Source organism: Ralstonia sp. VS2407 (genome assembly GCF_052950655.1).
This window is the reverse complement of sequence record NZ_JBRFVG010000011.1, coordinates 62,037-75,150: the sequence shown is the minus strand read 5'-3', so window position 1 is coordinate 75,150 and position 13,114 is coordinate 62,037. Positions and strand designations below refer to the sequence as shown.

Here is a 13,114-nt window from a genome sequence, read left to right as displayed (position 1 = left end):
GGCGCTCCGGCGCCCGACTCATCATGCTAGCCAAACGAATCATCCCCTGCCTGGACGTGACCAACGGCCGGGTGGTCAAGGGCGTCAATTTCGTCGAATTGCGCGACGCCGGCGACCCCGTCGAAATCGCACGCCGCTATGACGAACAGGGCGCCGACGAAATCACCTTCCTCGACATCACGGCCACGTCGGACGGGCGTGACCTGATGCTCGGCATCATCGAAGCGGTGGCTTCGCAGGTGTTCATTCCGCTGACGGTGGGCGGCGGTGTGCGCGCGCTGGAAGATGTGCGCCGGCTGCTCAATGCGGGGGCGGACAAGATCAGCATGAACTCGTCGGCGGTGGCGAATCCGCAACTGGTTTCTGACGCCAGCGCCCGCCACGGCGCGCAATGCATTGTCGTGGCCATCGACGCCAAGAAGGTGTCGGCTGAAGGCGAGGCTCCGCGCTGGGAAGTTTTCACGCACGGTGGCCGCAAGGGCACGGGCCTGGACGCGGTGGCATGGGCACGTGAAATGGCGCAGCGTGGCGCCGGCGAAATCCTGCTTACCAGCATGGATCGGGACGGCACCAAGGCTGGCTTCGATCTGGAACTCACGCGCGCCGTGTCGGACGCCGTGCCGGTGCCGGTCATCGCCTCGGGCGGCGTGGGCAACCTGCAGCATCTGGCAGACGGCATCCAGCAAGGTCACGCCGATGCGGTGCTGGCCGCGAGCATCTTCCATTACGGGGAATACACCGTCGGCCAGGCCAAGCAATTCATGGCCGAGCATGGCATTCCAGTACGGATCGGACTATGAGCAAGAAGTGGCTGAACAAGGTCCACTGGGACGACAACGGCCTGGTGCCTGTGATCGTGCAGGAACAGGGCAGCAATGACGTTCTGATGTTTGCCTTCATGAACCGGGAGGCACTGCAGAAAACCGTGGAATCCGGCGAGGCCGTGTTCTGGTCGCGCTCGCGCAAGCGCTTGTGGCACAAGGGCGAGGAGTCCGGCCATATCCAGAAGGTGCACGAAATCCGCCTCGACTGCGATGAAGACGTAGTCTTGCTCCGCGTCACACAAATCGGCGGCATCGCCTGCCATACTGGGCGCCACGCGTGCTTTTTCCAGAAGTTCGAAGGCAATGTGGAAGACGGCGATTGGCACACCGTCGAGCCGGTGCTGAAGGACCCTGACGACATCTACGCCGGCAAGCCCGGCCACAATCATGAGTGACACCCTGCGCCGCCTGGGCGAGGTGCTCGAATCCCGCAAGCTTGCCAATGGTGGCGACCCGGAAAAGAGCTACATCGCCCGTCTGTTCAACAAGGGCGACGATGCCATCCTCAAGAAGATCGGCGAAGAGGCCACCGAGACGGTCATGGCCGCCAAGGATGCCCGCGCCGCAGGCATGACCGACGAGGCGCGCAGCAAGGTGGTCTACGAAGTGGCGGACCTCTGGTTTCACACGATGGTGCTGCTGTCGCATTTCGACCTCACGCCAGATGACGTGGTGAACGAACTGGCGCGCCGCGAAGGGCTTTCCGGCCTGGAAGAAAAGGCGCTGCGCAAGTCGCAGGCGCGCGACGCGGCGGGTGACTGACTACGGTGGCGAATCGTCGCAGGGAGGCAGCGTGGACAAATACGGAGCAGCAGTGGTGGTGACGGATGACGCGGAGCGCCTGGCGGGGCTGCGTCGTCTGACGCATATCCTGTATGCGCTCTACGCCATTTTTTGGCTGACCGGCGGTATCACTGCATTGATTGCCATCATCGTCGGGTATGTTAAGCGCGACGATGTGCGCGGCACGCTGTATGAGTCGCACTTTCGTTGGCAGATCCGTTCGTTCTGGTGGTGCGTACTGTGGGGTGTGATCGGCGTGCTGCTCATTCCCGTGGCCTTCATCGGCTTTGCCGTCCTGTGGGCTCTGGGCATCTGGATGCTGTATCGTATTGTGAAAGGTTGGCTGTATCTGAACGACAGCAAGCCGATGTACGCAAATCCGTAAAATCAACCAATGGCGTCGCCACCGTTGCGACGCCACCAGCCGTATTTACGTGGGAGTAGGACATGGGTTCCTTTAGCATTTGGCATTGGCTGATCGTGCTGGTCATCATCATGATGGTGTTCGGCACGAAGAAGCTGCGCAACATCGGTTCGGATCTGGGCAGCGCCGTGAAGGGCTTCAAGGACGGCATGCGCGAAGGTCAGGAAGACAAGCCAGCAGGCTCGCCGCAACAGACCGCCGGCCAGCCGCCGCGCGAGCTGCACGATTCGACGACGATCGACGTCGAAGCGCGCGACAAGTCCAAGCAAGGTTGAGCACCGACGCGCGCTGACCGATGATTGATCTCGGCATTTCCAAGCTGGCGCTGATTGGCATGGTGGCGCTCGTCGTTATCGGGCCGGAGCGTCTGCCCAAGGTGGCGCGCACCGCTGGCGCCTTGCTTGGCCGCGCGCAGCGCTACATCGCCGACGTGAAGGCCGAGGTCAGTCGCGAAATCGAGCTTGAGGAGTTGCGCAAGATGCGCACCGACTTCGAGCAGGCCGCGCGCAATGTCGAGCAGACCATCCACCAGGAGGTCAGCAAGCACACGACCGAAATCAACGAACGCCTGAACGAGGCGCTTGGTGATCCTCCGCACACGGCAACCTCCGCTCCAGACTGGCGCCCGGCACCGGGCAAGTCGCGCAATGGCCGCAACAGCTGGCGCAACAAGCAACTTTCGATGCCCAAGTGGTACCGCCAGAAGCAGGGCGTGCGCATGTGGGCCCAATCGGGTGCGGCACGCGTCAAGCGTCATCGTCCGCCCATCGTTGCAGCACAGTCGCGTGCGCGCTCCTTCTTCGAATGATCTTTCGGGCGCGTGCCGTGTCTGCGGTGCCGCGTCCTGACTTCCCTCTCTCCCATCCGACATGAGTGCCGCTCCGCTCGATCCGCAAGAGTCGCCCGAGGACGGCGCGCAGGAAACCTTCATTTCGCACTTGGTCGAGTTGCGCGAGCGCATCGTCAAGGCAGGTGCAGGCGTGCTGCTGGTCTTTCTGGGCCTGGTCTACTGGGCGCCGGATATCTTCAACCTGTTCTCGCGGCCGCTGATCCAGGCGTTGCCCAAGAACGGTCACATGATCGTGACTGACGTCACCGGCTCGTTCTTCGTGCCGATGAAGGTGACGCTGCTGGCCGCCTTCCTGATTGCTCTGCCTTGGGTGCTGTACCAAATCTGGCGCTTTGTGGCGCCAGGGCTGTATACGCACGAGAAGCGGATGATCATGCCGCTGGTGATAAGCACCTACGTGCTATTCCTGTGCGGTGTGGCGTTTGCGTATTTCCTGGTGTTCCCGACGGTGTTCAAGGTGATGGCGCACTACAATGCGCCGCTGGGTGCCGAGATGTCCACCGACATCGACAAGTACTTGAGTTTCGCCATGACCACGTTCCTTGCCTTCGGCATCACCTTCGAGGTGCCGGTGGTCGTGATGGTGCTTGTGCGCTTTGGCATCGTGAGCCTGGATAAGCTGCGGCAGGCGCGGCCATACGTGGTGGTGGGGGCGTTCGTGATTGCCGCGGTGGTGACGCCCCCGGACGTGATGTCGCAGCTACTGTTGGCTGTGCCGCTGTGGTTGCTGTACGAGCTGGGGCTGATCTTGGCGGCAATTTTCCTGCGTCAGGCCACGGCTGCGGAGAACAATCCCGAGCACTTGCCGGTGGTGAAGGACTGACAGGCCGACCCCAGCGTCAGCCAAAGAAAAAAGGCAGCCGAAGCTGCCTTTTTTTGTTGCCGATAAATCTGCAGTTGCTGCTGTTGCTTCAGGCAGCGTACAGCCAGAACTGTTCGCGCGGGAAGGTCAGTGCGTACTTGCCGTCGCTCGGGGCGCTGGCGGAGTAGGCGCGCAGGCCTGTGCCCGTTGCGCCGCTGTCGTCGGTGGCGCGGAACAGGCATTCCCAGCGGTCGCCCAGATACATGCGCGTAGCGAGCGGCAGGTGGATGGTGTTATCGGCGTTGTCGACACCCACGCGCACCTGCTCGAGGCGGATCACTCCGTGCGCTGAGGCACCCGGCTTCAAATCCCCGCGCGCAACACCCCACAGCGACCAGCCGCCGGTCTCGTCCACCAGGCGGGCCATGCCGTCACGCACTTCGGCGATCTTGCCGTTGATGCGGTTGTTGCTGCCCATGAACTCGGCGGTGAAGAGCGTTTCGGGCGCGCCGTACATCTGCTCGGGCGTGCCTTGCTGTTCGATCACGCCGTTGTTCAGCAGCAGGATGCGGTCGGACATGGCCATGGCTTCGCTCTGGTCGTGCGTGACCATGAGGGCCGAAAGACCCAGGCGGACGATCAGCTCGCGTAGGAAGGCGCGGGCTTCTTCGCGCAGTTTGGCGTCGAGGTTCGAGAGCGGCTCATCGAGCAGGATCACGGGCGGGTTGTAGACCAGCGCACGGGCGATGGCCACGCGCTGCTGCTGGCCACCGGAGAGCTGGCTCGGGAAACGCTCGCCCAGATGGCCGAGGCCCAGTTGCTGCAGCACCGCCTGCACGCGTTCCTTGATCTGCGCGGCAGGCGTCTTGCGCAGCTTGAGCGGGTAGGCGACGTTCTCGGCCACGGTCTTGTGCGGCCACAAGGCGTAGGACTGGAACACCAGGCCCAGGTTGCGCCCTTCGGCCGGCACGTCGAGCTTCTTGGCGCCGTCGAACATGACCCGATCGCCGATCTTGACGGTGCCCTGGCTGGCCTGTTCGAGGCCGGCGACAGCACGCAGCAGCGTGGTCTTGCCCGAACCAGATGGGCCCAGCAGCGAGACGACCTCGCCCTTCTGCAGCTGCATCGAGACACCCTTGAGAACCGGGTTGTTACCGTATTGCAGGTGCAGGTCGTTGACAGTGAGTTCAATCATGGAGCTTCACTCCGAAACGCAGTGCGATGCCGAGGCCGACGGCCACCAGCACGATATTGACGAAGGACAGTGCGGCAACGATATCGATGGCGCCGCCCGCCCACAGGGAAACCAGCATCGAGCCGATCGTCTCGGTGCCCGGCGACAGCAAATACACACCGGTCGAGTACTCGCGCTCGAAAATCAGGAAGATCAGCAGCCAAGCACCGAGCAGGCCGTAGCGCGTGAGCGGCACGGTCACATCGCGCGTGGTGCGGGCGCGGGTGGCGCCTACCGAGCGTGCGGCTTCTTCCAGCTCCGGACCGACTTGCAGCAGCGCGGCAGAGATCAAGCGCAGGCCATAGGCCAGCCACACCACCGTGTAGGCGATCCACACGCTGAAGATCGTGCTGCGCAGGTCGCGCAGGCTCGGCACGACGTTTTCGATGATCCAGTTGGCAAACGGCAAGCCGCTGTCGGTCAGGCCGGTCTCGATCCAGTTCGGTACGAACAGGAACACCCACAGGAAGGCCAGGCCAGCCAGCAGACCGGGAATGGCACGAGGCACCAGCACGCTGTAATCGAGGAAGCGCGTCCAGCCATCCGGCTTCCGGTGCATGGCCAGACCGATACATGTGTAGCAGCCCACCGCCAGCGCGCCGCCGATCACGCCGATCAGCACCGTGTTCACCATCGCCCGCAGGAACTGCGGCTGCTCGAAGATCTGCTGGAATGCCGTGGTCGAGAACGCCTCGGCCAGCGACACGCCTTCACCCCAGTTCGACACGAAGGCGCGCAGCGCGATACCCGAGAGCGGCACCACCACCGTCACGAAGAACCACAGCACCACCACTGCCCATGCCGGCCAGCGCCAGCTGCCCAGCGGCAGCGGACGGCTGCGCGTGACCTTGCCTTTGACGGTGACAAAGCGGTTGGCCGACTTCAGCATGTAGCGTTGCAGCAGCACCAGCGGGAACGTCACCATCACGAGGCAGACCGCCACGGCGGCCATCAGGTGATATGCCGGCGTGCCGAGCTTGTTCGTCAGCTTGTACAGATACGTTGCCAGCACCAGGTGACCTTCCGGATCGCCTAGCACGAGCACGAGGCCGAACACCTCGAAGCCCAGGAACGTCACCAGCACGGCTGCGTACAGCAAGGCAGGGCGCACCATCGGCAGGCTCACGTTGAGCGCCACCGACAGCGGCGATGCGCCCGCGATACGCGCGGCTTCTTCCACGTCCGAACCGAGGCTGCGCAGCGCCGACGAGACATACAGATACACGTGCGGCACGTGCGTCAGGCCGGCAATGATGATGATGCTCGTGAACGAATACACGTTCCAGGGCGCACCGCCAAACAGGCTCTTGAACCACACGGTGTAGAAACCCACCGGGCCGGCGGACACCACGTAGCCGAACGCCAGCACCATCGGCGAGACGAACACCGGAATCATCAGCAGCGGTTCGAGAACGCGGCGGCCGGGCAAGTCCGAGCGCACCATCAGGAACGCCAGGATGCCGCCAAGCGGCACCGAGATCACCGCCAGGCCGAAAGCGAGCGCGGTGGATTTCTCAAAGGCCTGCCAGAAATCGGAATCCGTAAAGATGAAGCGATACGCATCCAGCCCCGCCAGCGCGTCGGGCATGAAGAACGGCGCAGACAGAAAGCTCTGGTAGAAGATCAGCGCCAGCGGCGTGAAAATCGCCAGCGCGGTAAGCAGAATGACCACGCCGCGCGGCAAAGCCTGTCCCACACGCGTCCAGGGCGAGCGCTTGAGGGTGACTTGGCGAGCGGCGGCACGGTCTTGCGCTAGAGAACGCATGGTGCCTCCAGGAGGAACCGGCGCCAGGTACGGATGGCGCCGGCGGGTCGGTCAGATGAGAGAGGTGCCGATGATCAGCGGATCAGATCAACGGCCGGCGGCGGTGCGCCATTGCTTGATGAAGTCCAGGCGCTTCTTGGGTTCCAGGAACGCCAGGATCGATTCGTCAACGGGAATCGGCTTGATGCTGTTGCCGAGAATCTTCTTCAGGCCGGCGGCGGTGGCTTCGCCCGTCACGTCTTCACGCAGCGAGTGCAGATCCGACTTGTTGGCGAGGATTTCCTGGCCGCGCTTGGACAGGATGTAGTCCAGCCACAGCTTGGCCGCGTTCGGGTTCTTCGCCTTCTTGGCGATCATCGCCACGCGCGACACCACCAGCGTGTAGTCCTTCGGATAGACGATGCCGATCGATGGATCCTTCTTGGCGCGTGCAATCGCGTACGAACCGAGGATGTTGTACGCCACCAGGTTTTCACCCGAGGCCACACGTTCCATCATCGTGCCGGTGGAGGACTGCAGCACCAGGTTCGGGCCCACTGCCTTGACGAAGTCGAAGTACTGCGGCGAATCCAGATTGTCTTGCGCTGCCATCATGAAGCCCACGGCCGACTTCTCGATGTCGTAGGTCGTGACCTTGTTCTTGAAGCGCTCTGGCTGGCTGGCGACCAGCTTGGCGAAATCGGCGTGCGTTTGCGGCACTTCCGAATCCTTGATCAGGCGCTTGTTGTACAGGAACACGGCCGGCTCATACGTCGTGCCGTATGCGATGCCCTTGTGGACGGCCCACTTCGGCAGGTTCGGCACTTCGGGCGAGTCGTACTTCATCGCGTAGGTCTGCGCGAGCTTGAGCTGCGAGTCCATCGACGAGTTCCACATCATGTCGGCCGAGGCGCCACCGGCAGCCTGCTCGCTGATGAAGCGGTTGTACAGCTCGCTGCTGTTCATGTCGTTGTACTCGACCTTCACACCCGGGTAGAGCGACTCGAAATCCTTGATCAGCGGATCTGCAGCCTTGGTGTCGGTCGTCGCATAGACCACCACCTTGCCTTCCTTCTTGGCGGCGGCGATGGTGTCGGCGTAGCTGGCGGGGTAGCCGGCCGGAACTTGCGCGAAGGCGGCGGCGCTGAGGGTCAGTGCGGCTGCTGCAATCGAAGCGAGAGCGGCGTGCGCAGGCGTAAAGCGTCCACGAAGCATGAGTTTGTCTCCTGTTTGCTTGTGATGGCGTGGGGCCGGCTACTTATGGCTTGTTGCTCGTAGCTCGGACGGATGGCCCCAGGTGCGGCGGATTATAGAAATCGCGCGCTTTCGCCACGCTTTCATTGCGGCTGCTGCATCGCAGCATGTTCAGAGGGGAAGGCCGCAGTCGCCAGCGGCACGCGAATCCGCGCCGACAAACCGACGCCGCCGTGCTCATTCGGCTCGCCGTCGGCCAGCTCGATGTGTCCGCCGCTACGCGCAGCATAGGCCCGCGCGATGGCCAGACCGAGGCCGGAACCTTCGGCGGCATAGCGAGCATCTTTGGGCGCCGCTTTGGGTTTACCCGAGCGACTTCCACCTTCGTGCGCTCGGCGAAAGCGCTGGAAGGCGTGCGCGCGCTCGTCGGCGTTCATGCCGGGCCCGGTGTCGTCCACGCAGACCAGTGCGGCATCGCCTTCGGCCATGGCTCGTACAGTGATGCGTCCGCCGGCCGGCGTGTAGCGGATGGCGTTGTGCACGAGGTTGGAGAGCGCTTCGCGCAGGAAGGCCGGATAGCCAATGACGGGCAGCGCCATGACGAGGCCGCCGTCGTCCCACCCGAGGTCCTGCTGTTTTTCGCGCGCCAGCGGCAGTGCATCGACCACCACGTCGCGTGCCAATTCACCAAGATCGAAGGTTTCGGCCGGCGCATCCTGTCCCGCATGTCGTGCGCGGGCGAGGGCGAGCAATTGCGTGGTCAGCCGGTTCGTCGACTGCAGGCGCGCGATGATCGCGGACAGGCTTTCGCGCACGCGCGCCGGGTCGGTTTCGCGCAGCGCGTATTCGGCTTGCGTGAGCAGCACGGCCAGCGGCGTGCGCAACTGGTGGGACGCATCGGCAAGGAACTGGCTTTGCGCCTCTGCAAGTTCGGCGTAGCGATGAATGTGGTGATTGATCGCGTCGACCAGCGGCCGCACTTCGGCGGGCACATCCGTGGCGTCGAGCGGACGCAGGTCATCTGACGCCCGCACGCCGATGCTGCGTGCCAGGCGATTGAGCGGGCGCAGCGCAACGGTCACGCCGAGCCACAACAGCGCGGCGCTTACCGCCACCAGCGCCGCGTCGCGCAGCAGCGTACCGTGCCACACCGCCTGTTGCAGCGCGCGCCGCGTCTCGATGGTTTCCGCCACCTGAATGACGATGCGCGCCGGCAGCCCCGGCTGGTAGAGCGGCTTGGCCACGGCGGCCACGCGCACGGGCTCGTCGTGGTACATCGCGTCGTAGAAGAGCGGGGTGTCATTTTCCAGTCGCGTGACGGGCAGCGGCAGATCGTCGTACCCGGTCAGCGCGGCTTCAGGTGCCTTACCGGGTAAGGGCTCGAAAGCGACGCGGTAATAGACATTGCTCTGTGCGGTCGATTCGAACATTGACAGCGCCACATACGGCACGTTGACCTGCACCTGCCCGCGCTCGATCGTCACGCCGTTCTCGATGGCGCGTACCGAGCCGAGCAGGGCGCGGTCGTATGCGCGATCGGTCGCGCTACGCAGCGCTTGGTACGCCGAGACGATGTCGATGGCCAGCACACCCACCAGCCCCGGCAGCAGCAACCAGAGCAGCGTGAGTTTCAGGCTGCGCGGCAGCCGAAGCCAAGTGAGCCGCTGCATCATGCGCTGCTATCGCCGGCGGCGGGCGCTTCACCATTGCCGGTTTCGAGCAGGTAGCCCAGCCCGCGGACGGTGACGATCTGCACGCCCGTGCCCGCCAGCTTCTTGCGCAGGCGGTGCACGACCACTTCCACCGCGTCGGGGCTGGAATCGCTGTCCAGATTGAAGACCTTGTCGAACAAATGCACTTTGCTGATCGGCTGGCCGGTCTTGTGCAGCAGCGCCGACAGCGCGGCGTGCTCGCGCGGCGTGAGCGATAGCGGCTCGCCTGACAGCAGAAACGCCTTGCGTCCGGTGTCGAACTCCAGCGGCCCGCAACGCAGACGTGGGAACGCCCGGCCGCGGCTGCGGCGGATGAGCGCCATCAACCGCGCCTCCAGCTCGGACAACGCAAACGGCTTGGTGAGGAAATCATCAGCGCCGGCATTGAGGCCGCGCACGCGCTCATCCAGCGCGCCCTGCGCGGTGAGGATCAATACCGGCGTGCGGTCGTCGCGCGCGCGCATGTCGGCCAACACGGCAAAGCCATCCTTGCGCGGCAAGCGCAGGTCCAGCACCACCGCATCAAATTCTCCCGAGCCGAGGAACGCCTCCGCGATGACGCCATCCGCGGCGCGCTCGATCACGAAGCCGCTTTGCGCCAGCGCGCGCGCCAGCCATGCGGCCAATTCTTCCTCATCCTCCACCAGCAAAATCCGCATCGGGTGTCTCTCAATATCGTTCTGGCTACTTTTTCATGATAATGCGTGGCGCCCTGATCTCGGCCACATCGCCGATCACACCGTCCACCTGATGCGCAGCACAGTTGCGCTTCAACAGGCATGTCGTCCATCCTCAATTCCCGTCGCCGCTGGCTTTGTCAGACCGCCGCATTGCTGGCTGCAAGCGGCGTCGTCGCGCGTGGGGCGCAGGCGCAGTGGCTGGCCCGCCCGGCGCCGGAGCTGCCGTCGTATTACCCGCGCGATTACGGCGCGATGATCGACGCCGCGCGCCGCGAAGGCCGTGTCACGGTGTATTCCACGACAGATTTCTCCGCCGCGTACCCGCTGATCCGCGCCTTCGAAACGCGCTACCCGGGCATCACCGTCGACTACCGCGAGCAAAACAGCGACGACATTTACCGCCGATTTCTCGCTGAATTCGCTGCCAAATCGCCGGGCGCCGATGTGGTCTGGAGTTCGGCCATGCCCGAGCAGTTCAAGCTGGTGAACGACGGCCACGCACTCTCTTACGCATCGCCCGAAAGGCCGTACCTGCCGTCGTGGGCCATCTGGAAGAACGAGGCGTACGGCACGAGCTACGAGCCGGTCGTCTTCGTCTACAACACGCGACAGCTGCCGGCGGAGTTGATTCCTTCCACCCACGCCGACTTCGCCCGCATTCTGAATGGCCATCGTGACTTGCTGCGCGGCCGCGTCGCCTCGTACGACATCGAGCACTCCGGCTCGGCCTTCCTCTTTGCCGCCGAAGACGCGCGCACCACGCCGGTATTCTGGGATGTTGCCAAGGCATTGGGTGGCGTCAACGTCAACTTGTACATCACGACGGCCGCGATGCTGGAGCGCGTCGCCTCCGGCGAAAGCCTGCTCGCCTACAACGTGATCGGCTCATACGCCGCGCGCTACGTCGATCGCAATCCGGCCCTCGCCATCAAGATGCCGACCGACTACACCCTGGTGGCCACGCGTGTCGCCTTCATCGCGCGGCGCGCTGCCCGCCCGAATGCCGCGCGCCTGTGGCTCGACTTCATGCTCTCGCGCGATGGCCAGAGCGTGATGGCGGATCGCGCATTCCTGTTTTCGCTGCGCCAGGACGTTGAGACCGGCCTCACGGCCAAGCGCCTGCTCGCCGAACTTGGAAATACGCACCGGCCCATCCCCGTCGGCCCGGGTTTACTCGCCCATCAAGATCAACTCCGCCGTGCCGATTTCCTAAAGCGATGGCACGCCGCACTCGGTCGATAAAAAGAGAATAAAAGACCACTTTTTGCTGTAACGTGGTGCGAAGGCGACAATTCAGAACCGTCACAGACTCCCCAAATTTGTTCGGCGGGAAGAGGGTGACAATCGCCCGCCAACCCCAGTGCCATCGCGCAAAAAGCGGGTCGCGCCCCCCTCTCAATGGGGTCCGGCGCGTGTTGCCCATGAGCAACAACTTGGCCGCAAATCGCGGCCCAGAGCCAGAAAGGGTTTCCGGAATCAGTCAACGCTGGCACATAATGCGGTCAGACGTGAGGTATCTGCGTCGTCCATAAGGACAGTCAAGATTTCCCAATCAGTTGACAAGGAAAGTGTCGATATGAAGATGAAACTGTTTGCAGCTGCTGTTGCAGCTCTGGCCGCCGGTGGCGCCTATGCACAATCCTCCGTGACCCTGTACGGCGTGGTCGACGCTGGTCTGACCTACGCAAACAAGGTGCCGAACGGCAACGGCGGCGGTAGCTCGCGTGTTGGCCTGGATTCGGGCGGCCTGTCGGGCTCGCGCTGGGGCCTGCGCGGCGTTGAAGACCTGGGCGGTGGCCTGAAGGGTATCTTCAACCTGGAAAGCGGCTTCAACCTGGACAACGGTACGTCGGCTCAAAACAACCGCCTGTTCGGTCGTAACGCTTACGTCGGTCTGCAAGGCCAGTGGGGTCAACTGACCCTGGGTCGCCAGCAAAATCTGCTGTACGACTTCTCGCTGATGTATGACCCGATGGCGATCGCTACGCGTTACTCGCTGGCCTCGCAAGATCAATACTTCGCTGGCCGCGCTGATAACTCGGTTAAGTATGTTGGTGCGTTCGGTGGCCTGAGCGTCTCGGCTCTGTATGCATTCAACCGTGACGGTAACGAGCAAGCTGGTCTCAGCAAGCTGGGCCGCGAGTGGAGCCTGGGCGTGAACTACGCTGGTGGCCCGCTCGGTATCGGTGCTGTGTACGACCAATCGAATGGCGTTGCTGGTTCGGCGACGACGTTTGCAGCCCAGAGCGCTCTGGCTGACAACAAGGAACAACGCGCCACGATCGCTGGTACGTACGCTTTCGGCCCGGCCAAGCTGTACGCTGGCTATCGTTGGTACAAGGCTAACTTCGCAACTGTTGCTGGCAACGGCAACCTGCGTTCGAACCTGTACTGGGCTGGCCTGGGTTACCAAGCTACTCCGGCTCTGTCGCTGACGGGTACGGCTTACTACCAACAGTTCAAGAACAGCGGTACGGGCAACCCGTGGCTGTTCGTGGTCGGCACCGACTACGCTCTGTCGAAGCGCACCGACGCCTACTTCAACGTGGCCTATGCTAAGAACAGCGGCGGCTCGGGTCTGGGCGTGATGGGCCTGAATGCCAGCGGTTACACTGGTACGACGTTGACTAACGGCGAACAAGTGTTCTCGAACTCGGGTAACAGCAACAACCAGTTCGGCGCTACCGTCGGCCTGCGTCACAAGTTCTAATTTGACGCGCTCGTAAGGGCGCATCGAATTAAGCGGTTAAACGCCGATTCCGAAAGGAGTCGGCGTTTTTCTTTGTGCGAACGATCCATAGCGCGCCTCCATGCTTGAAACTCTGCCGAGGGATGGCTCGGCTGGTGTGCAAGTTTTGGTCGATGAC

Annotated in this window: 14 protein-coding genes; 9 read left to right on the top strand and 5 right to left on the bottom strand. The window is 63.2% G+C overall.

Going from position 1 to position 13,114, the window contains the following annotated elements:
* Positions 1–23 precede the first annotated feature (23 nt).
* The 7 genes from hisF (at position 24) to tatC (ending at position 3,704) form a co-directional block, all read left to right on the top strand.
* Positions 24–800, top strand: a complete 777-nt coding sequence (gene hisF / locus ACU8YE_RS18050; protein WP_232041163.1) for an imidazole glycerol phosphate synthase subunit HisF — start codon at positions 24–26, stop codon at positions 798–800.
* Positions 797–1,219: a phosphoribosyl-AMP cyclohydrolase gene (gene hisI, locus ACU8YE_RS18045; protein ID WP_232041162.1), complete on the top strand. Its 423-nt coding sequence runs from the start codon at positions 797–799 to the stop codon at positions 1,217–1,219. The genes hisF and hisI overlap by 4 nt, the downstream gene beginning before the upstream one ends.
* Positions 1,212–1,586, top strand: a complete 375-nt coding sequence (locus tag ACU8YE_RS18040) for a phosphoribosyl-ATP diphosphatase (RefSeq protein ID WP_232041161.1) — start codon at positions 1,212–1,214, stop codon at positions 1,584–1,586. Before hisI ends, ACU8YE_RS18040 begins: the two co-directional genes overlap by 8 nt.
* A 31-nt stretch (positions 1,587–1,617) precedes the next feature.
* Entirely contained in the window at positions 1,618–1,992 is a 375-nt protein-coding gene (locus ACU8YE_RS18035) for a DUF4870 family protein (protein WP_102067507.1), read from the top strand.
* A 62-nt stretch (positions 1,993–2,054) separates the two neighbouring features.
* The gene (gene tatA, locus ACU8YE_RS18030; RefSeq protein ID WP_232041160.1) at positions 2,055–2,306 is read left to right on the top strand and encodes a Sec-independent protein translocase subunit TatA; all 252 of its coding nucleotides are present in this window, start codon (positions 2,055–2,057) and stop codon (positions 2,304–2,306) included.
* A 20-nt stretch (positions 2,307–2,326) separates the two neighbouring features.
* Complete coding sequence (gene tatB / locus ACU8YE_RS18025; protein WP_446929294.1) at positions 2,327–2,839, top strand: Sec-independent protein translocase protein TatB; 513 nt, start codon at positions 2,327–2,329, stop codon at positions 2,837–2,839.
* A 61-nt stretch (positions 2,840–2,900) separates the two neighbouring features.
* Complete coding sequence (gene tatC, locus ACU8YE_RS18020; protein ID WP_260804105.1) at positions 2,901–3,704, top strand: twin-arginine translocase subunit TatC; 804 nt, start codon at positions 2,901–2,903, stop codon at positions 3,702–3,704.
* An 88-nt stretch (positions 3,705–3,792) separates the two neighbouring features.
* Here the strand turns inward: tatC and ACU8YE_RS18015 are convergent, their stop codons facing one another.
* The 5 genes from ACU8YE_RS18015 to ACU8YE_RS17995 all read right to left on the bottom strand — a co-directional run bounded on the left by ACU8YE_RS18015 (position 3,793) and on the right by ACU8YE_RS17995 (position 10,226).
* Complete coding sequence (locus tag ACU8YE_RS18015) at positions 3,793–4,878, bottom strand: ABC transporter ATP-binding protein (RefSeq protein WP_252694997.1); 1,086 nt, start codon at positions 4,876–4,878, stop codon at positions 3,793–3,795.
* Positions 4,871–6,682, bottom strand: coding sequence for an ABC transporter permease subunit (locus ACU8YE_RS18010; RefSeq protein ID WP_440840274.1), 1,812 nt, complete (start codon positions 6,680–6,682; stop codon positions 4,871–4,873). The genes ACU8YE_RS18015 and ACU8YE_RS18010 overlap by 8 nt, the downstream gene beginning before the upstream one ends.
* Positions 6,683–6,769: 87 nt before the next feature.
* Positions 6,770–7,876, bottom strand: a complete 1,107-nt coding sequence (locus tag ACU8YE_RS18005; RefSeq protein WP_232041156.1) for an ABC transporter substrate-binding protein — start codon at positions 7,874–7,876, stop codon at positions 6,770–6,772.
* Between the two features lie 122 nt (positions 7,877–7,998).
* Complete coding sequence (locus ACU8YE_RS18000) at positions 7,999–9,528, bottom strand: sensor histidine kinase N-terminal domain-containing protein (RefSeq protein WP_433865448.1); 1,530 nt, start codon at positions 9,526–9,528, stop codon at positions 7,999–8,001.
* A complete protein-coding gene (locus ACU8YE_RS17995) occupies positions 9,525–10,226 on the bottom strand; it encodes a response regulator (RefSeq protein ID WP_232041154.1) in 702 nt (233 codons plus the stop codon). Before ACU8YE_RS17995 ends, ACU8YE_RS18000 begins: the two co-directional genes overlap by 4 nt.
* Before the next feature lie 120 nt (positions 10,227–10,346).
* Here ACU8YE_RS17995 and ACU8YE_RS17990 point away from each other — a divergent pair, with 120 nt between their 5' ends.
* Both ACU8YE_RS17990 and ACU8YE_RS17985 read left to right on the top strand, forming a co-directional pair.
* Positions 10,347–11,489, top strand: coding sequence for an ABC transporter substrate-binding protein (locus ACU8YE_RS17990; RefSeq protein WP_232041153.1), 1,143 nt, complete (start codon positions 10,347–10,349; stop codon positions 11,487–11,489).
* Positions 11,490–11,823: 334 nt separating this feature from the next.
* Entirely contained in the window at positions 11,824–12,957 is a 1,134-nt protein-coding gene (locus ACU8YE_RS17985; RefSeq protein ID WP_446929293.1) for a porin, read from the top strand.
* Positions 12,958–13,114: the final 157 nt, after the last annotated feature.

Coding starts and splice junctions, on each gene's coding strand:
- hisF (WP_232041163.1), top strand. CDS start 24: ATGCTAGCCAAACGAATCATCCCCTGCCTGGACGTGACCAACGGCCGG.
- hisI (WP_232041162.1), top strand. CDS start 797: ATGAGCAAGAAGTGGCTGAACAAGGTCCACTGGGACGACAACGGCCTG.
- ACU8YE_RS18040 (WP_232041161.1), top strand. CDS start 1,212: ATGAGTGACACCCTGCGCCGCCTGGGCGAGGTGCTCGAATCCCGCAAG.
- tatA (WP_232041160.1), top strand. CDS start 2,055: ATGGGTTCCTTTAGCATTTGGCATTGGCTGATCGTGCTGGTCATCATC.
- tatB (WP_446929294.1), top strand. CDS start 2,327: ATGATTGATCTCGGCATTTCCAAGCTGGCGCTGATTGGCATGGTGGCG.
- tatC (WP_260804105.1), top strand. CDS start 2,901: ATGAGTGCCGCTCCGCTCGATCCGCAAGAGTCGCCCGAGGACGGCGCG.
- ACU8YE_RS18015 (WP_252694997.1), bottom strand. CDS start 4,878: ATGATTGAACTCACTGTCAACGACCTGCACCTGCAATACGGTAACAAC.
- ACU8YE_RS18010 (WP_440840274.1), bottom strand. CDS start 6,682: ATGCGTTCTCTAGCGCAAGACCGTGCCGCCGCTCGCCAAGTCACCCTC.
- ACU8YE_RS18005 (WP_232041156.1), bottom strand. CDS start 7,876: ATGCTTCGTGGACGCTTTACGCCTGCGCACGCCGCTCTCGCTTCGATT.
- ACU8YE_RS18000 (WP_433865448.1), bottom strand. CDS start 9,528: ATGATGCAGCGGCTCACTTGGCTTCGGCTGCCGCGCAGCCTGAAACTC.
- ACU8YE_RS17995 (WP_232041154.1), bottom strand. CDS start 10,226: ATGCGGATTTTGCTGGTGGAGGATGAGGAAGAATTGGCCGCATGGCTG.
- ACU8YE_RS17990 (WP_232041153.1), top strand. CDS start 10,347: ATGTCGTCCATCCTCAATTCCCGTCGCCGCTGGCTTTGTCAGACCGCC.
- ACU8YE_RS17985 (WP_446929293.1), top strand. CDS start 11,824: ATGAAGATGAAACTGTTTGCAGCTGCTGTTGCAGCTCTGGCCGCCGGT.